Raw genomic sequence first — 17,760 nt, 5'->3', positions numbered from 1 at the left:
CCCGCGCCTGGAGGGCCGGATGACGACCCACGACTTCATCGCGATCGGCCTCGGCCCGTACAACCTCGGCCTGGCCTGCCTCACCGCACCGATCCCCGAGCTGGACGGCCTGTTTCTGGAGGCCCGCTCCGACGTCTCCTGGCACCCCGGCATGCTGCTGGCGTCCGCCCGGCTGCAGACGCCGTTCCTCGCCGACCTGGTCACCCTCGCCGACCCGACGTCCCCGTTCTCCTTCCTCAGCTACCTGAAGGAGACCGGCCGGCTCTACCCCTTCTACATCCGGGAGAACTTCTTCCCGCTGCGGGTGGAGTACGACGCGTACTGCCGGTGGGCGGCGGCGCGGCTGCCGAACCTGCGCTTCGGGCACACCGTAACCGCCGTCGAGTACGACGAGACCGACGGCCGGTACGTGGTGCGCGCCGACACCGTCGACGGCCCGGTCACCCACCGGGCCCGGCACCTGGTGGTCGGCATCGGCACCCCGCCGCACCTGCCCGCCGCGTGCGCCGGCCTCGGCGGCGACGCCGTGCACAACTCCCGCTACCTGGAGCACCGGGACGCCCTGCGCGCCAAGCGGAGCATCACGGTCGTCGGCAGCGGGCAGAGCGCCGCCGAGATCTACCACGACCTGCTCGGCGACATCGACACGTACGGCTACCAGCTCACCTGGGTGACCCGGTCGCCCCGGTTCTTCCCCCTCGAATACACGAAGCTGACGCTGGAGATGACCTCACCGGACTACGTGGACTACTTCCACGCGCTGCCCGAGGACACCCGCTACCGCCTCGAGGCGGAGCAGCGGGGCCTGTTCAAGGGCATCGACGCCGACCTCGTCAACAACATCTTCGACCTGCTGTACCAGTTGAGTGTCGACGGACCGGTCCGCACCCGGCTGCTCACCAACACCGAGCTGGTCACCGCCGCCCACGACGCCGGCACGTACACCCTGGGTCTGCGCCACCACGAGCAGGGCCGGGACTTCACCCTCAGCACCGAGGGCCTGGTGCTCGCCACCGGCTACCGGCACCGGGTGCCCGCCTTCCTCGGCCCGGTCCACGACCGCCTCCGCTGGGACGCCCACGGCCGCCTCGACGTGGCCCGCAACTACAGCGTCGACCACACCGGGCGGGGGATCTTCCTGCAGAACGGCGGCACCCACACCCACAGCATCACCTCGCCCGATCTGGGCATGGGCCCGTACCGCAACTCGTACATCATCCGGGAACTGCTCGGCCGGGAGCACTACCCGGTGGAGAAGAGCATCACCTTCCAGGAGTTCGGCGCGCCGGCGGGAGTGGGCGCGTGATCGTCCACGCCCGACAGGATCCGGTCCTGGGGACGTTCGCGCTGCGTACCCTCGATCCGGAGGCCGACGCCCCGCTGCTGCACCGCTGGGTGACCCACCCCAAGGCCGCGTTCTGGCTCATGCCGGACGCCGACCTCGCCCAGGTCGCCGCCGAGTACCGGCGCATCGCCGACCACCCGCACCACGACGCGTACCTCGGGCTGCACGACGGCGTCCCGGCGTTCCTCGCCGAACGCTACGACCCGGCCCGCGTCGAGTTGGCCGGGTTGTACGACGCCCACCCCGGCGACGTCGGCATGCACTTCCTGTGCGCGCCCACCGACGCGCCCGTGCACGGCTTCACCCGGGCGGTCATCACCACCGTGCTGGACTGGCTCTTCGCCGACCCGGACACCGAGCGGGTGGTGGTCGAGCCGGACGTCCGCAACACCGCCGTGCACGCGCTGAACGCCGCCGCGGGCTTCGAGGTGGTCGGCCCGGTGGACAAGCCCGAGAAGTCCGCCCTGCTGAGCATCTGCACCCGCGCCGGATTCCGCGCCGCCGCCCAAGGAGCACCCGCATGACGCCCCGCGACGCCGTCGCGCACCTCACCCCGGCGCACTGGGAGCGGGCCAACCGGCTGCTGGTCCGCAAGGCGCTGGCCGAGTTCGCCCACGAACGGCTGCTCACCCCGCGTCCGCTGGCGCCCGGCCGGTACGCCGTGACCAGCGACGACGGCAGCGTCGAGTACCGCTTCGCCGCGCGGCTGCTCGCCCTCGACCACTGGCAGGTCGACCCGGACAGCGTCAGCCGCCACGGGCCGGCCGGGGAGCTGCCGCTGGACGCCGTCGACCTGTGCCTGGAGTTGCGCGGCGCGCTCGGCCTGTCCGACCGGGTCCTGCCGGTCTACCTGGAGGAGATCACCTCCACCCTCGCCGGGACCGCGTACAAGCTCGCTCGCGGCGGGCCCCCGGCCGAGAAGCTCGTCGCCGCCGACTTCCAGACCGTCGAGGCGGCGATGACCGAGGGCCACCCCTGCTTCGTGGCCAACAACGGCCGGCTCGGCTTCGGCGTCGACGAATACCACCGGTACGCCCCGGAGGCCGCCGCGCCGGTCCGGCTGATCTGGCTCGCCGCCCACCGGGACCACGCCACGTTCAGCTGCTCGGCCGACCTGGACTACGACACGCTGATCCGGGCCGAGCTGGGGGAGCAGACCCTCGCCCGGTTCGCCGCCACCCTGGCCGGGCTGGGCCTGGACCTCGCCGACCACCACCTCATCCCGGTGCACCCGTGGCAGTGGTGGCACAAGCTGTCGGTCACCTTCGCCGGCGAGGTGGCCCGCCGCCACCTGGTCTGCCTCGGGGAGGGGCCGGACAGCTACCGTGCCCAGCAGTCCATCCGGACCTTCTACAACCTCACCGAGCCGACCCGGCACTACGTGAAGACGGCGCTGTCGGTGCTGAACATGGGCTTCATGCGGGGCCTGTCCGCGGCGTACATGGCGGCCACGCCGGCCATCAACGACTGGCTGGCCGACCTGATCGCCGGCGACGAGGTGTTCCGCGCCACCGGCGTCACCATCCTGCGGGAGCGGGCGGCAGTCGGCTACCGGCACCGGCAGTACGAGGCGGCGACCGACCGGTACTCCCCGTACCGGAAGATGCTGGCGGCGCTGTGGCGGGAGAGCCCGGCCTGCGCGCTGGAACCGGGCCGGCGGCTGGCCACCATGGCCTCGCTGCTGCACGTCGACCCGGACGGGCGCTCCTACGCCGCCGCGCTGATCGCCGCGTCCGGGCTCACGCCGGCGGCCTGGCTGCGCCGCTACCTGGACGCCTACCTGGTGCCGCTGCTGCACGCCCTCCACGCCCACGACCTGGCGTTCATGCCGCACGGCGAGAACGTCATCCTCGTCCTGCACCAGGGCGTGGTCGAGCGGGTGATCCTCAAGGACATCGCCGAGGAGATCGTGGTGATGAACGCCGACCCGCCGCTGCCGCCGGCGGTGGAGCGGATCCGGGCGGACATTCCCGAGGCCATGAAGCCGCTGTCCGTCCTCACCGACGTCGTCGACTGCTTCCTGCGGCACCTCAACGCGGTGCTGGTCGAGGCGGGCGCCTGCACCGAGGAGACATTCTGGCGGGTGGTGGCCGACTCCGCCGCCGGCTACCTGGCGCGGATGCCCCACCTGGCCGACCGGTACGACCTGTTCGCGCCGGAGTTCGCGCTGTCCTGCCTCAACCGGCTCCAGCTGCGTGACAACCAGCAGATGGTCGACCTGGCCGACCCGGCCGCGGCGCTGCAACTCGTCGGGACGCTGCGCAACCCGCTCGCCCCCTACCGGCCACGGAACCGGTAGCGCCACGGCCGTCGCCGGCCGAGGTCCGGCTCGGATCGACATCGCCGTGGACGTCGTACCCAGGTCCTACCGTAGGACGATGGACTGGAAGATTGAACTCATCCCGGTTCCGGTGACCGATGTCGACCGGGCCAAGGCGTTCTACCAGAAGATCGGCTTCAACGCCGACCACGACCACCGGGTGCACGAAGCGCTCCGGTTCGTTCAGCTGACCCCACCGGGGTCGGCGTGCTCCATCGTGATCGGCGACGGCATCACCGACAAGACGCCCGGCACGCAGGAGATCCAGGTCGTGGTCGCCGACGCCGAGGCGGCGCGCCGGCAGCTGCTCGACGCCGGTGTCGAGGCCAGCGGGGTCGACGTGCAGCCGTGGGGCAACTTCGTCCACTTCCGGGATCCCGACGGGAACGCGTGGGCGCTGCAGGCGATCGAGTCGCGCCCCAACGGCTGATCCGTGGAATTGTCGGTGGGTGCTGCCAGGATGCCCGCATGGATCCGGCGAAGGTCGTTCAAGAGCTGTGGGAGCGCATGCAGGCCCGTGACTGGGCGGGAGTCGGCGAGCTGCTGGCCGACGATGCGGTGATCGAGTGGCCGGTCAGCGCCGAGCGGATCGTGGGCCGCGACAACTACGTGCGGATCAACGCGGAGTATCCGGAGGGCTGGGCGATCAACGTGCTCCGGATCGTGGCCGACGGCGAACTGGTGGTGTCCGAGGTGGAGGTCCCGCACGAGACGATGGGCGTCCACCGGGTGGCGTCGTTCTGGACGGTGCGGGACGGCCGGATCGTCGACGGCCGGGAGTACTGGACGAGTCTCGGCGCCGACCCGTCACCGCAGTGGCGGGCCGCCTACGTGCAGCGGATGTGACGCGAACGCGACCTGGTTGGTCAGGGCGCGAGCAGGTCGGCGACCTGCTCGGTGAGCAGCTTCCGCAGGCCCGAGTAGCGGTCCGGGTCGCCGTCGGGCGTCATGCCCCGGCTCGGCATCTCCACGTTCATCAACAGGTAGAGGTGCATCCGGTAGAGGCCGAGCCGGTGTCGGACGCCCTCGTCGAACACCAGCGGCTCGTCGGCGGCGTCGGCGTACCCGCGTACGAACGGGTCGTCCGGTTCGTCCTCGGCGCGCCGCAGCAGCACCGGGGAGACCAGGTCCATCAGCGGGTCGGCGTGCAGCCACCGCTCGCCGTCGACCAGCCCGGACAGCCGCAACCCGCCCCGATCGTCCGGCGCGGCGAGGACGTTTCCGTCCCAGCCGTCGAAGTGGACCGGCGCCGGGCGGCGTACCTCGTCCAGCGCCCCGCCGTGCCGGTCCACCGCGGCCCGGATCCGCTCCGGCGCCACCGGCAGGTCGACGTCCCAGTCGACGGCGTCCACCAGCAACTCGTCGACCATGGCGGTGAACGCCGCCCGCCAGGTCGCACCGCCGGCCCGACCACCCGAGTAGCCGAAGCGGTGGGTCGCCGAACCGGCCCGGGCAGGTGACTCGGCCCGGGCGGCGGAGCCGGCCTCGGCGTCCGGGCCGGCACGGTGCAGGGTCGCCAGGGCGACGCCGAGGTCGTAGCGGACCCGGCTCACGTCGGCGCCTTCGAGGTCGGTGAGCGGCCGGCCGGGCAACCGGGTCATCAGCAGCCACTCGCCCAGCGCCGGGTCGGCACCGTGGTGCAGCAGTTCCGGCACCGGCACGGTCGGCGCCGACGCGGCGACCAGCCGGAAGTACGCGGCCTCGGCGGCGGCGAGCCCCTGCTCGTAGCGCAGCAGCCCGACCCCGGCCGGCGGGGCCACCTTGAGGACGGCCTCCCGGCCGTCGGCCAGACGTACCCACCACACCGTGGCGTAGCCGCCGCCGCTCAACGGTCCGCAGTCGACGGCGCCCGTTCCGAGGGACGCCCGGACGTACCGGTCGACGTCCTCGGGGCGGAGCGCCCGCTGGGTGGGGGAGAGGGTCACCGGCCGACCGCCGTCGCGGACGTGCGGGGTGCGGCGACCGGCACGGCGAACGGGAGATGTTCTCGCACCATCCCGCGCACAATACCCCCCGGGCCCGGCCACGCGGGGGGCTCGGCCGGCGAAGATCAGATGATGACGTGCCGGGCGGATCGGCGCGGATATCCCGGCACGGCGTCATCCGTTCGGCCCGCCGGCCGCCGGGGCGGGTCAGCCGGGGCGTACGCCGGTCGGGCGGGTGGCGCGGTGGCCGTTCCCCTCCGCGACGACCGTCGCGGCGGCCGAGGCCGGCAGCGGTGGGGCGGGCATCAGCGGCGCGTCCCGGCCGGTGCCGCGCCGCCCGTCGGCCTTCGCCGTCTCCTCGTGGTAGTCCTGCTCGACGTTGACCGACCACACGTCGTGCCCGGCGTCGCGGAGGATGTTCTCGGCGGTCAGCATCGCCGTCAGCATCGAGTGGTCCTGGTTGTTGTACCGGTGCATGCCGTTGCGTCCGACCGGGTGCACGTTCGGCACCTCGCGGGCCAGCCACTGGCGGATCACGTCGACGTTGCGCTGGTAGCGCTCGTCGTAGACCGGGTACGCCTTCGGCATCCGGACCACGTAGCCGGCCTCGACCACGCCGGGTCGGACCAGGCCCAGCTTCTCCAGCTCGGCGGTCGCCGCGACGATCAGGTCGGCGTCGGGCGTGCGCCACGTCTCGTCGTCCACCGACACGAAGTACTCCAGGCCGAGGCAGGTGCGCCCGTCCTTGACCAGGTGCGGCGACCAGGAACCGAAGTTCTGGATCCGGCCCACCTGCACACCCGGGTCGTGCACGTAGATCCAGTTGTCGGGGAACGAGAACTCCGCCGGCACCACCAGCGCCACCGTGAGGAAGTCGCGGTACCGCAGGTCCGCCGCGGCGGCCCGGACCTCCGGCGGCGGCGCCGGGCTCAGCGCGGCCACCAGTTCGGAGATGGGCATCGAGGACACGACGTCGTCGGCCGGCTCGGTGCGTCGCCCGCCCGTGCCGTCGACGGTGACGGCGACCGCCCGGCGGCGCCGTGGGTCGCGGTGCACGGCGGTGACCCAGGTGCCGGTCTCCACCGCGCCACCGCGCCGCCGGACCTCCTCGGCGCAGCGTTCCCACATCATCCCGGGGCCCAGCTTCGGGTACTGGAACTCCTCGATGAGGCTGGTCACGTCCTTGCGGTTGCGCCTCGGCAGCACGGCGTTGCGGACCGCCTTCGCGAGCGACAGGTTCTTGATCCGCTGTGCCGCCCAGTCCGCCTGCAACCGGTCGGCCGGCATGCCCCACACCTTCTCCGTGTACGTCTTGAAGAAGATCGAGTAGAGGCGCCAACCGAACCGGGCGGACACCCACCCCTCGAAGTGCGACTGGTCCTTCGGCGGCCGCAGGCGGGCCCGCGCGTACGAGCCCATGCACCGGGCCGCCTCCAGCAGGCCCAGGTTGCGCAGCGCGTTGCCGGCGCTGAGCGGGTAGTCGTAGAGCGCTCCCCGGTAGTAGATGCGGCTCATCCGGGGCCGCAGCAGGAAGTCCTCGTCGGGCAGGATCTCGTGCCAGAAGTCCTCGACCCGGGACACCTTCGTGAAGAAGCGGTGGCCGCCGATGTCGAAGCGCCACCCGTCGCGCTCCACGGTCCGGCTGATCCCACCGACCACCTCGTCGGCCTCGAACACCCGTACCGGAGCGCCGTGCCGGAGCAGTTCGTACGCCGCCGTCAGACCCGCCGGACCCGCACCGATCACCACCGTGCCGTGCTCGTCGCCCATGCCCCCGCCGCCTCCGTGACCCGCCGACCAGACGGCGGGCCGCTTACCCGACGCGGCGGTGATGTCACCTGTCCGCCCCAGGTGTGTCGGGCGACGGAACGGGTACGCCCCACCGTTCGCGCCGGGACACTCGGGGGACGGATGGTCGGGACGGGCCGGGTGGGCCGGCTGCTGGCGCGGGTGCCGGCACCCTGGCCGTACGTGCTCGCGGTCTTCGTGGGCACCAAGGTCGCCCTGAGCCTGGTCGGGGTCGTCGCGCTCGCCGCCTTCGACGAGGTGCCGTGGGCGCCGCCACCGGACGAGGCGCTGATGCGTCAGCAGCAGCGGGACGTCTCACCGCACCGGTGGCTCTCGCTCTGGTTCGCCTGGGACTCGTTCCTCTACGACCACCTGGCCCGGCTGCCGCTCGACGAGCCGTGGCGGGACTTCGGCTTCCCCCTGCTGTACCCGTTCCTGGCCCGCCCGCTCGCCCCGCTGCTCGGCGGCGACACCGCGCTGGCCCTGCTGGTCATCGCCAACGCGGCCCTCCTCGGCGTGCTGTACTACGCCCACCAGCTCGGCGGGCACCTGCTCCCCGGCGGTCCCGCCGGCAACGACGAGACCGCCGACGGCAACGACGGGACCGCCGACGGCGGCGATGACCCCGCCGGCCGGCGGTTCGTCCGGTACCTGGTGCTGCTGCCCACCGCCTTCCTGTTCCACGCGGCGTTGACCGAGTCGCTCTTCCTCTGCCTGGCGCTGGCCACCTTCCACTACGCGGAGCGACGGCGCTGGCTGCTGGTCGGTGCGGTCGGCTTCTTCCTCGCCCTGAGCCGCTCGGTGGGGTTCGTCGTGGTCCTCCCGCTGGCGCTGGTGTTGCTGCGGCAGGGCGGTTACCGGTTCGGTCCGCGCGCCCTCTGGGGGTACCTGCGTACCGGCTGGCCGCTCGTGCTGGTCCCCGCCGGCTGGCTCACGTTCATGGCCTTCTGCCGTTGGCAGAGCGGGGACTGGTTCGCCTACAAGCGCACCCAGGAGGAGGGCTGGGGCATCCGCGTGCAGAACCCGCTCGGGGTGCTCTGGCACGGCCTGACCGGGTCGCCGCCGCGGGACGCCCTGCGGGTCTGGATCGCCGTCGTGGTGCTGGCCGTCCTCGTCGCGGGCGCCCGCCGGCTGGGCCCGCCCTACCTGGTGTACGGCGTGATGATGGTGCTGGTGCCGCTGTCGATGGGCCCGCCGGTCTACAAGAGCCTGCTGCGCTACCTGCTCGCCGTCTTCCCGGTGGCGCTGGTGCTGGCCCACTGGGCCCGGCGACCCGGCGTCGACGCCTGGTCGACCGCCCTGCTCGCCCTGCTCCAGGGCGCCCTGTTCGTCACGTGGCTGGCCTACTGGACCCACTTCATCATCTGACCGGCACCGGACCCGTGCTGTCCCGGCGGACCAACTCGGCCGCGAGCCGTTCGACCCGGGGGGCCGCCGCGCCCGCGTCCAGCGCCAGGGACATCGCCCGCGCGCCCATCTGGACCAGGGGCAACCGGACCGTCGTCAGGGCCGGGGTGACGTCGCGGGCGATCGGCATGTCGTCGAAACCGGTCACCGTCACCTGCCGCGGCACCGCCACCGACCGGGCGCGCAGCGCGGCCAGCGCACCGATCGCCATGGTGTCGTTGAGCGCCGCGATCGCGGTCACCTCCGGTTCCGCGTCGAGCAGCGCGGCGGTGGCCTCGGCGCCGCCGTCGCGGTCGAAGGGCGCGTACCGGATGCGACTCTCGGGCAGGTCGCGGCCGTGCTCGGCGAGCGCGGCCCGCAGCCCGGCGAGCCGGTCCGTCGTCGTGGTGAGCACGGCCGGGCCGGCCAGCACGCCGATCACCCGGTGGCCCAGCCGGCACAGCTCGGTGCCGATCAGCCAGCCGCCGGTGCGGTTGTCCGGCATGACGGCGTCGCCGGAGTGCTCGTGCCGGCCGATGACGGCCACCCGGCCGCCGGTCGCCTCGTACGCCGCCAGCTTCTCGTTCACCAGCCGGGTGAACGCCGGGTCGTGGTAGCCGGAGCCGGCCAGGATGATGGCGGCCACCTGCTGACCGCGCAACAGCTCGACGTACTCCAGCTCGCGGTCCGGGTCCCGGTAGCTGTTGCAGATCATCAGCAGCCGGCCCCGGTCGCTGGCGACCCGTTGCAGGCCACGGGTGACCTCGGCGAAGTACGGGTCGGAGACGTCGTGGACGATCACGCCGACGGCGCCGCGGTGCGAGCGGGCCAGGAACTGGGCGTGCGCGTTCGGCACGTACTGCAGCTCGGCGACCGCGCGCAGCACCCGCGCCCGCAGCTCGTCGGTGACCGGTTTGCTGCTGCCGTTGATGACGCGGGACGCGGTCGCGGGGGAGACACCGGCCCGCCGAGCCACGTCCGACAGGGTCGCCACCGGCCCACCTCCCGCTCGCCGCCGACGGACAGAGTCACCGTACCCGATCTAGGAAAGCCCTTGCCCGGCGCGAGCGGGCTCACCGCCGTCAGTCGCGCCGGCGGTCGGCGGCGGTGCGGGCCGCCCAGGCGTGCAGGGCGTCGGTGCGACCGGCCGCGTCCAGGTTGAGCGCCGCCTCGATCAGCGCCAGGTGGGTGAAGGCCTGCGGGTAGTTGCCCAGCGCGGTGCCGTCGGCGGCGCGCTCCTCCGGGCAGAGCCCCAGTCCGCCGACGCCCGCCAGGAGCCGGTCGAAGACCGCTCGGGCCTCGGCCTGCCGGCCTGCCAGCACCAGCGCGGAGACCAGCTCGAAGCTGCACAGCAGGAAGCCGCCCTCCGCGCCGGGCAGACCGTCATCGAAGCGGTATCGGCGCAGCAGACCCGGTGCGATCTCCAGATGCTCCCGGATCCGGTCGATCGTGGCCACCATCCTCGGGTCGTCGCCGGGCAGGAACCCGACCAGCGGGATCCGCAGCAGCGCCGCGTCCAGCTCCGTCGAGCCGTACGCCGCGACGAAGCTGTCCAGCCGCGGATCGTAGCCGCGGTCGAGGACCTCGGCCCGTACCGCGTCGCGGGCCACGCGCCACCCGGCGACCGGCGCGTCCCGGTCGCCGACCGCCTCGGCCAGCCGGACGCCCCGGTCCAGGCACACCCACGTCATCACCTTTGCCATGACGTGGTGCCGGCGCGGCCCGCGGACCTCCCACGGGCCGTGGTCCGGCTCCCGCCACCGGCCGGCCATCGCATCGACGTGGCGCCGCAGCAACCGCCACTGGTCGCCGGTCAGCGCGCCGGTCAGCTCGTGGTACGCCAGCGCGGCGTCGAGCACGTGCCCGTACGTGTCGAACTGCACCTGCTCGGCGGCCGCGTTGCCGACCCGGACCGGCCGGGACCCGGCGTAGCCGTCGAGGTGGGTCAGCTCGCGTTCGGCGGTCGTGCCGCCGCGCAATCCGACCAGGGGAGCGAGACCGTCGGCGGCCTCCGCGCAGATCCCGAGCAGGAACTCCAGATAGCGCCGGCCCTCCTCGGCGTGCCCGAGGCGGAACAGGGCGAGCAGCAGCAGGGCGGCGTCGCGGTGCCAGACGTAGCGGTAGTCCCAGTTGCGTACCCCGCCGATCTCCTCCGGCAGCGACGTGGTGGGCGCGGCGAGCAGCGCGCCGGTCTCGTCGAACGACAGCCCGCGCAGCACCAGCGCGCTGTGCCGGACCGGGTCGGCGGCGAACCCCGCGTAGTCGCTGCGTGCCGACCACTCCCGCCAGGTGTGGCAGGCCGTCGCGACCAGGTCGTCGGCGTGCGGTGGCGACGGTGCCGGGTCGCCGTAGCCGAGCAGCACCGTGACGGTCGTCCCCGCGGTCGCTGTCACCGTGCCGCCCAGCCGCTCCCCGTCGTCGTGCAGCGGCAGGTCGGCCTCGATCCACAGGGTCGGGTCCGCGCACCGCCAGGTTCGGCCCGCGCCGCTCCACCGGGCGGCCCGGACGCCGTACTCCGGCCGCGCGGCCACCTCGGCGGTCAACCGGGCGGTGCCGCGGGTGACGGTCAACCGGCGGACCAGTACGGCGCCGGGCCGGATCGGCCGGTCGGCGTCGCCGGGCGCCACGGCGAGCAGGTCGTGCCCGACCACCTCCGCGTCACCGGTGGTCCAGCGGCTCTCCACCACCAGCGTGTCGGGCAGGTAGCGGCGGGTGGGCGGGGGCGCGTCCGCGACGACGAACGAGAAGGCGCCACCGATCCGCCGGTCCAGCAGGCGGGCGAACACCGCCGCGCCCTCGAAGTGGGGTACGCAGAACCACTCCACCGCCCCGTCCGGCCCGACCAGGGCGCCGGTGTGCGTGTCCGACAGGAACGCGTACGCGTCGATCGGCGGGTGGCTCATGCCGGCACCCCGCTCATGCCAGCTCCGATGCCGGGCACGGTGCTCCCTCCGCCGACGGCGCGCCGGTTACCCGCGCCGTCGGTGGCGAAACGCCGTGCCGCCGGGCGCCGGGCGCGACGTGGCCGCCGCGCTGGTCGAGCAGGCGAGCCGCCCGCGCCGGTAGGCCCTGCCAGGACCGGTGGGCCCTTCTCGGTCAGGGATTCCCGGCCCTCGACGGGCATCCGCACCAGTTTCTCGGCGACCTCCCGCAGCGCGCGGCGAACCGGCACCGGTCACTCGGTGCGGATGCCGTCGGGCCGGGTCAGCCGCCACAGCACCGGCAGGCTCGTCACGGTGACCAGCAGCACCACCGCCGCGCCGAGCGCGGTGGAGACACCCACCACCGGCCAGGCGACGCGGACCGGTTCGTGCACCATGCGCAGCAGCACCGCGCCCAGCGCCATTCCGAAGACCACGGCCAGCGCCAGGCCGATCCCCACCGGCACCGCCGTCTGCCACAGCACCGACCAGCTCAGCGTGCCGCGCCGGGTGCCGACGGCGACCAGCATCGCCAGCAGACGGCGCCGCTCCCGAAGCTGCTCCGTGACGCCGACCAGCATGCTCGCGGCGATCAGCAGCAGCGTGACCACCGCCCCGATGTAGAGGCCGCGCTGCACGTTGACGAACCGGCGCGCCTGCCGGGTCTCGGCGAGCGGGTTCACCGCCCCGAAGAGATCCGCGTCGGCGGCCGCGTTGCGGACGTGCTCCAGCACATCCGGCCGGTCCCGGTCCAGGCGCAGGTACGCGTCCACCCGCGACGTGCCGATCCCGTCCGGCGCCGCGGCCGGCGTGACCAGCAGCCCGTCGGTGGGCCAGCCGGCCGGGTCGAGCCGCCCCGGGACGGTACGGGTGGCCGACGGCACCCGCCACGGCACGCCCGGCTCGCCGAGGCGCACCTCGTCGCCCGGGCCGACGCCGGCGGGGTCCCCGGACTCCGGCCGGACCAGGAAGGTGTCGCCGTCGGCGCACCGCCCCAGGTCGGCGAACTCGGCCAGGGCGGCGCAGTCGCCGATCTTCACCGTGACGAAGCCGTCCCCGTCGCCGCGCACCGCCGCGGTGCCGAGGGCGGCGACCGCCCCGGTGACGCCCGGCACGGCGGCGAGGCGCTCGACGGCGGCGTGCGCCCGGTCGGCGTCCGGCGTGCGGAGGTGGACGACGGCCTGCGCCCGCGAGGTGTCGTGCCCGGTGCCCTCGGTGAACTGGTCGGCGACGCCGCTGAACAGCATCTGCAGGCCGATCGTGCCGGCCACCGCGACGGCGATCCCGTTCACCAGCCGGGCGGAGGCGGCGCTGTCCACCTGGAGGCGGCGCACCGCGAGCTGCCACGGCACCGGGCCGCCGCGCAGCCGCCGTACCACCAGGTCGGTGACCCAGGGCAGCAGCGTGACCGTGCCGATCAGCAGCAGCACCGCGCCGGCCGCGGTCTGGTTCTCGGTGCCGAGCGGGTCGACGCCGGCGGCGGTGGCCGCCAGCAGCCCCAACCCGGCGACCGGCAGCAGCAGCCGCCAGGCCACCCGGCGGCGCACCGGGGTGGCCCGGCGGGTGACGCCGAGGGGCTCGACCACCACCGTCCGCAGCGCCACGACCGCGACCAGCACCGCGAGCGCGGGCACGGCCACGACGACGGCGGCCACCAGCGGCGCCGGCGGGCGCAGGTCGCTCGCGTACACGCTGAGGTCCATGACCGTCACCAGCGACGCCAGCTGGCGGCCCAGCGCGAAGAGCGCGCCGCCGACGGCCACGCCGAGCAGCGCGGCGGCGGCCGCCTCGCCGGCGGCGATCCACCGGATCATCCGCGCGTCCGCGCCGACCAGCCGCAGCGCCGCGAGGCGGCGGTCGCGGCGTTCACCGCCGAACCGCACGGCGGCGCCGAGGAACACCGCGATCGGCAGCAGCAGGACGACGAAGATCACCACCACGAGCAGGATCAGCACCGGGCCGAAGCCCTCGCCGGGCAGCCCGCCGCCGAACGCGTCCAGCCGCATCGCCCCGCCCTCGGCGGTGACGGTGTCGCTGCCCAGGTAGAACGCCAGCTCCCGGGGCCCGGCCAGGCCGTCGGCGCCGATCGTCCCGACCACCCGGGCACCGCCCAGCCGGGGTGCGAACAGCGGCCCGTCGGCCGATTCGAGCAGGTCGCGCAGGGCGGGGGAGACCACCACCTCGCCCGGCCCGGGCAGCGCGGCGACGCCGGGCGGCACCGGCGCCGCCGGCCCCTCGGCGCGCAGCACCCGGCCGCGCACCGGCTGGTCCCGGAACTCGGCCTCCAGGTGGCGGACCAGCAGCGTGTCCGTGGCGGCCGGGATCTGCTCGCCGAGCCGCAGGTCGTCCCGGGCGTCGCCGCGGGCCTGCCGGGCGTCCAGCGCCGCCGGTACGGACGCGGCGAGCAGCAGCATGGCGACGCCGATGCCGACGCCGAGCGCGGTCAGCACCGTCCGCAACCAGCCGTCCCGGCCACCGGTGGCCGCCAGCCGTGCGCCCATCGCGAGGTCCGCGGCCCGGCCGCGCAGGCCGCTCACGGCGCTGTCGGCATCTCGCGGCCGCGGGGCCGGCAAGCCCGGCCCACTCCGCGCGCTCATGAGGTCGGCTGGAGGTCGCGGGTGCGGCCGTCGCGCACCACCACCTCCCGATCGGAGTACGCGGCGACCCGCGCCTCGTGCGTCACCAGCACCACGGCCGCACCGGACTCCCGGGCGGCGGCCGTGAGCAGCCGCATCACCCGCTCCCCGTTGAACGAGTCCAGCGCGCCGGTGGGCTCGTCGGCGAAGATCACCCGCGGCCGGGTGACCAGCGCCCGGGCCACCGCGACGCGCTGCCCCTGGCCACCGGAGACCTCGCCGGGCCGTTTGCCGGCGACGTCGGCGACCTCCAGCCGCTCCAGCCACTCGGCGGCGCGCCGCTCGGCCTCGCGCCGGCCGACCCGGTCCAGCCGCAGCGGCAGGGCGACGTTCTCCAGGCAGGTCAGTTCGGGCACGAGCTGCCCGAACTGGAACACGAACCCGAACGCGGCGCGGCGCAGCGCGCTGCGCTCGGCGTCGGAGAGGGCAGCCAGGTCGGTGCCGTCGTACCGCACCCGCCCGGAGTCCGGCCGGACGATGCCGGCGAGGCAGTGCAGCAGGGTCGACTTGCCGGAGCCCGACGAGCCCAGCACCGCGACCACCTCGCCACGGTCCACGGCGAGGCTCGCGCCGGCCAGTGCCCGGGTCGGGCCGAACGAGCGGTGCAGGTCCTCGGCGACCAGCAGCGGCCCGGTCATGCCAGCACCTCCTTGGCGAGCTCGTCGAGGCGGGCGGCGGTCAGCTCCAGCCAGCGCAGGTCGGCCTCGAGGTGGAACAGGGCGTGGTCGCAGATGAGCTGCTCGGCCAGGTCGCCGTCGCGCTTGCGCCGGGTCAGCTCGCGCATCATCCGCAGGTGCTCGGCGCGCTGCACGTCGAGCAGGTCGGCGGCGCCACGGCCGGTGAGCAGGGCGAGCACCACCTTGGTGTAGAGGACGCTCTGCAGGTACGGCTCCGGCTTCTCCGGCCGGGCCAGCCAGCCGGCGACGTCGGTCACGCCCGCCTCGGTGATCGCGTACCGCTTGCGCTCGGGGCCCTCGCCGGGCTCGACGGCGTCCACCTCGACCAGGCCGGTGCGCAGCAGCCGGGAGAGGGTCGCGTAGACCTGCCCGTACGCGAGCGGCCGGGCGTGGCCGAACCGTTCGTCGTAGCGGCGTTTGATGTCGTACCCGTGGCAGGGGGCGGCCTCGAGGAGACCGAGGAAGGTCTGTCCGATCGACATGCCGGGCACTATACACATGGCGTATACGCGGGGTGTATAGGTGTCCGGGCTGCGGCGATCGTCCATGATCGGCAAGGATGGAGGGCCAGCACACACCGGGGAGGTCCGTCGAGTGTTCGCGTTGCCATTGACCGAGGACGTCGTCCTGCGTCCGCTGGAGCCCTGGCGGGCCGAGGAGTTCCTCGCCCACCTGGACCGGGCCCGCGAGCACCTCCGGCCCTGGGTGGGGCCGTCGTTCGTGGCCACCGACCTCGCGTCGGCCCGCGCGGTGCTGCAGCGGCACGCCGACCGAGGGGCCCAGGACAGCGGCGGCATCTGGGGCATCTGGGACCGGGGGACACTGGTCGGCGGGGTGCTGCTCGTGTCGTTCGAGGCCGCCGTCGGGCTGTGTGAGGTCGGGTGCTGGCTGGAGCCGGGCGTCGAGGGACGCGGGCTGGTCAGCCGGGCGGTGCGCTGGCTGGTCGACTGGTCCGTCCACGAGCGCGGCATCCAGCGGGTGGAGTGGGTCTGCAACGCGCGCAACGAGCGCAGCATCGCCGTCGCCCGGCGGCTCGGGTTCACCCTCGACGGCACGTTGCGCTCGAGGTACCCGGCGATGGTCGGCGAGGGGCGGATCGACATGCAGGTCTGGTCGGTGCTCGCCGACGAGTGGCGAGCGCGCGGCGCGGCCTAGCACCGGGGTTACCGGCCGCGTCCCGGGCGCGGTCCCGCCGGCTGGCGGGACCGCGCCCGCGCCTCAGGGCAGCGCCTTCAGGAACGGCCCGTGGCTCAGCCGGAACTCCCAGCCGTAGTAGCGGTCCCAGTTGATCGACCAGGTCATCAGGCCCCGGAAGTTCGGGTTGGTGCCGCTGCGCGGGGCGTACGAACCGCAGCTGACGCCCTTCACCAGGCAGTTCACCGCGGCCTGCACTCCGGCCGGCGCCACGTACCCGTTGCCGGCGCTGACCGACGACGGCGCTCCGAAGGCGACCTGGTCCTCGCGCAGGGCCGGGAAGACGCGGTCCGGGTTGCCGGCGACCGGGAAGCCGGCGAGCAGCATGTCGGTCATCGCGATGTGGAAGTCGGCTCCGCCCATGGTGTGGTACTGGTTGTCCAGCCCGACGATCGGGCCCGAGTTGTAGTCCTGCACGTGCAGCACGGTCAGGTCGTTACGCAGCGCGTGGATCACCGGCAGGTACGAGCCGGCGCGCGGATCCTGCCCGCCCCACGGCCCGGGCCCGTAGAACTGGTACCCGAGCTGCACGAAGAACGTCTCGGGCGCCATGGTGAGCACGAAGTTGCTTCCGTACCGCTGCTTGAGCGCGCGGATCGCGGCGATCAGGTTGACGATCACCGGCGTGGTGGGGTTGCGGAAGTCGGTGTCCCCGGGGTTCAGGTAGAGCGAATGGCCCTCGAAGTCGATGTCGAGACCGTTCAGGCCGTAGCGGTCGATGATCGCCGAGACCGACCGGACGAAGGTGTCGCGTGCGGCGGCCGTGGTGAGCTGGACCTGGCCGTTCTGCCCGCCGATCGACAGCAGCACCTTCTTGCCCTGTTGCTGCTTGGCGCGGATGGCCGCGACGAACTCGGCCTCCGTCTCGACGCCGGGGCACTCGCTCGCGGGGCAGAGCTGGAAGCGGATGTCGCCGGAGGTCACGCTGGTGGGCTCGCCGAAGGCCAGGTTGATGATGTCCCAGTCGGCCGGTACGTCGGCCATCCGCAGGTAGCCGGAGCCGTTGGCGAAGCTCGCGTGCAGATAGCCGATGAGGGCGTGCCGGGGCAGGCCGCCCGGCGGTGGTGTGGTGGGCGGGGGAGTCGTCGGCGGCGGTGTGGTCGGCGGGGGCGTGGTGGGTGGCGCGGTCGTCGGCGGCGGTGTGGTTGTCGGCGGCGTGGTCGGCGTGCCGCCGCCGCACGGCGCGCCGTTCAGGGTGCAGCTCGTGGGTGACCCGGAGCCGCTGGCCAGGAAGCCGAAGGAGACCGAGGCGCCGGGCGCGACGGTGCCGTTCCAGGACCGGTTGGTGAAGGTGTGCCGCCCACCGGAGCTGGTGACGGTGGCGTCCCAGTAGGTGCCGAGCGTGGTGCCGGCGGGCAGGGTGAAGGCGACCTGCCAGCCGGACATCGTGCTCGGGCCGCCGTTGGTGATCGTGTACTTCCCCTCCCATCCGGTGCCCCAGTCGGCGGTCTTGGCGAACGTGGCGGTCGGGCCGGCCGCCCGGGCCGGCGCGGCCAGGACCAGCGTGGTCCCGGCGACGGTGACCAGGGCCGCGACCGCGGCCAGCAACAGGTTTCGGGCAGGGCGAC

At 73.9% G+C, this 17,760-nt stretch carries 15 protein-coding genes; 7 read left to right on the top strand and 8 right to left on the bottom strand.

Annotation, left to right across the window (positions count from 1 at the left end):
• The first annotated feature begins 19 nt into the window (after positions 1 to 19).
• The 5 genes from EV376_RS20925 (at position 20) to EV376_RS20905 (ending at position 4,511) form a co-directional block, all read left to right on the top strand.
• The gene (locus EV376_RS20925; protein ID WP_130325753.1) at positions 20 to 1,306 is read left to right on the top strand and encodes a lysine N(6)-hydroxylase/L-ornithine N(5)-oxygenase family protein; all 1,287 of its coding nucleotides are present in this window, start codon (positions 20 to 22) and stop codon (positions 1,304 to 1,306) included.
• Positions 1,303 to 1,869: a GNAT family N-acetyltransferase gene (locus EV376_RS20920; protein WP_130325751.1), complete on the top strand. Its 567-nt coding sequence runs from the start codon at positions 1,303 to 1,305 to the stop codon at positions 1,867 to 1,869. The genes EV376_RS20925 and EV376_RS20920 overlap by 4 nt, the downstream gene beginning before the upstream one ends.
• Positions 1,866 to 3,644, top strand: a complete 1,779-nt coding sequence (locus EV376_RS20915; protein ID WP_130325749.1) for an IucA/IucC family protein — start codon at positions 1,866 to 1,868, stop codon at positions 3,642 to 3,644. Before EV376_RS20920 ends, EV376_RS20915 begins: the two co-directional genes overlap by 4 nt.
• A gap of 79 nt (positions 3,645 to 3,723) precedes the next feature.
• Entirely contained in the window at positions 3,724 to 4,095 is a 372-nt protein-coding gene (locus tag EV376_RS20910; RefSeq protein WP_130325747.1) for a glyoxalase superfamily protein, read from the top strand.
• 38 nt (positions 4,096 to 4,133) lie between these two features.
• Complete coding sequence (locus EV376_RS20905; protein WP_130325745.1) at positions 4,134 to 4,511, top strand: nuclear transport factor 2 family protein; 378 nt, start codon at positions 4,134 to 4,136, stop codon at positions 4,509 to 4,511.
• Positions 4,512 to 4,531: 20 nt separating this feature from the next.
• Here EV376_RS20905 and EV376_RS20900 read toward each other — a convergent pair whose 3' ends face one another.
• Entirely contained in the window at positions 4,532 to 5,590 is a 1,059-nt protein-coding gene (locus EV376_RS20900) for an aminoglycoside phosphotransferase family protein (protein ID WP_130325743.1), read from the bottom strand.
• A gap of 207 nt (positions 5,591 to 5,797) precedes the next feature.
• Entirely contained in the window at positions 5,798 to 7,360 is a 1,563-nt protein-coding gene (locus tag EV376_RS20895) for an NAD(P)/FAD-dependent oxidoreductase (protein WP_486482731.1), read from the bottom strand.
• 141 nt (positions 7,361 to 7,501) lie between these two features.
• On the opposite strand from EV376_RS20895, the gene EV376_RS20890 reads away from it, so the two are divergent.
• Entirely contained in the window at positions 7,502 to 8,746 is a 1,245-nt protein-coding gene (locus EV376_RS20890; RefSeq protein WP_130325741.1) for a hypothetical protein, read from the top strand.
• Here EV376_RS20890 and EV376_RS20885 read toward each other — a convergent pair.
• The 5 genes from EV376_RS20885 to EV376_RS20865 all read right to left on the bottom strand — a co-directional run bounded on the left by EV376_RS20885 (position 8,739) and on the right by EV376_RS20865 (position 15,480).
• On the bottom strand, positions 8,739 to 9,758 hold the full coding sequence (locus tag EV376_RS20885) for a LacI family DNA-binding transcriptional regulator (protein ID WP_130325739.1): 1,020 nt from the start codon (positions 9,756 to 9,758) through the stop codon (positions 8,739 to 8,741). The two genes, EV376_RS20890 and EV376_RS20885, sit on opposite strands and share 8 nt — an antisense overlap.
• 88 nt (positions 9,759 to 9,846) lie before the next feature.
• On the bottom strand, positions 9,847 to 11,667 hold the full coding sequence (locus tag EV376_RS20880; protein WP_130325737.1) for a glycoside hydrolase family 15 protein: 1,821 nt from the start codon (positions 11,665 to 11,667) through the stop codon (positions 9,847 to 9,849).
• A gap of 272 nt (positions 11,668 to 11,939) precedes the next feature.
• Positions 11,940 to 14,222 (bottom strand): FtsX-like permease family protein, encoded by a 2,283-nt coding sequence (locus EV376_RS20875; RefSeq protein ID WP_207228243.1) that lies wholly within the window; start codon positions 14,220 to 14,222, stop codon positions 11,940 to 11,942.
• A gap of 56 nt (positions 14,223 to 14,278) precedes the next feature.
• On the bottom strand, positions 14,279 to 14,959 hold the full coding sequence (locus EV376_RS20870; protein ID WP_130325735.1) for an ABC transporter ATP-binding protein: 681 nt from the start codon (positions 14,957 to 14,959) through the stop codon (positions 14,279 to 14,281).
• Complete coding sequence (locus EV376_RS20865) at positions 14,956 to 15,480, bottom strand: PadR family transcriptional regulator (protein ID WP_130325733.1); 525 nt, start codon at positions 15,478 to 15,480, stop codon at positions 14,956 to 14,958. The genes EV376_RS20870 and EV376_RS20865 overlap by 4 nt, the downstream gene beginning before the upstream one ends.
• Positions 15,481 to 15,592: 112 nt before the next feature.
• Between EV376_RS20865 and EV376_RS20860 the strand changes: the two genes are divergently transcribed.
• The gene (locus tag EV376_RS20860) at positions 15,593 to 16,153 is read left to right on the top strand and encodes a GNAT family N-acetyltransferase (protein ID WP_130325731.1); all 561 of its coding nucleotides are present in this window, start codon (positions 15,593 to 15,595) and stop codon (positions 16,151 to 16,153) included.
• A gap of 63 nt (positions 16,154 to 16,216) precedes the next feature.
• Here EV376_RS20860 and EV376_RS20855 read toward each other — a convergent pair whose 3' ends face one another.
• The gene (locus EV376_RS20855) at positions 16,217 to 17,743 is read right to left on the bottom strand and encodes a cellulose binding domain-containing protein (RefSeq protein WP_130328778.1); all 1,527 of its coding nucleotides are present in this window, start codon (positions 17,741 to 17,743) and stop codon (positions 16,217 to 16,219) included.
• Positions 17,744 to 17,760 lie beyond the last annotated feature (17 nt).

This window comes from Micromonospora sp. CNZ295 (assembly GCF_004217535.1).
This window is presented reverse-complemented; position numbering and strand designations above follow the sequence as displayed.

Coding starts and splice junctions, on each gene's coding strand:
- EV376_RS20910 (WP_130325747.1), top strand. CDS start 3,724: ATGGACTGGAAGATTGAACTCATCCCGGTTCCGGTGACCGATGTCGAC.
- EV376_RS20895 (WP_486482731.1), bottom strand. CDS start 7,360: ATGGGCGACGAGCACGGCACGGTGGTGATCGGTGCGGGTCCGGCGGGT.
- EV376_RS20905 (WP_130325745.1), top strand. CDS start 4,134: ATGGATCCGGCGAAGGTCGTTCAAGAGCTGTGGGAGCGCATGCAGGCC.
- EV376_RS20890 (WP_130325741.1), top strand. CDS start 7,502: ATGGTCGGGACGGGCCGGGTGGGCCGGCTGCTGGCGCGGGTGCCGGCA.
- EV376_RS20880 (WP_130325737.1), bottom strand. CDS start 11,667: ATGAGCCACCCGCCGATCGACGCGTACGCGTTCCTGTCGGACACGCAC.
- EV376_RS20865 (WP_130325733.1), bottom strand. CDS start 15,480: ATGTCGATCGGACAGACCTTCCTCGGTCTCCTCGAGGCCGCCCCCTGC.
- EV376_RS20870 (WP_130325735.1), bottom strand. CDS start 14,959: ATGACCGGGCCGCTGCTGGTCGCCGAGGACCTGCACCGCTCGTTCGGC.
- EV376_RS20925 (WP_130325753.1), top strand. CDS start 20: ATGACGACCCACGACTTCATCGCGATCGGCCTCGGCCCGTACAACCTC.
- EV376_RS20915 (WP_130325749.1), top strand. CDS start 1,866: ATGACGCCCCGCGACGCCGTCGCGCACCTCACCCCGGCGCACTGGGAG.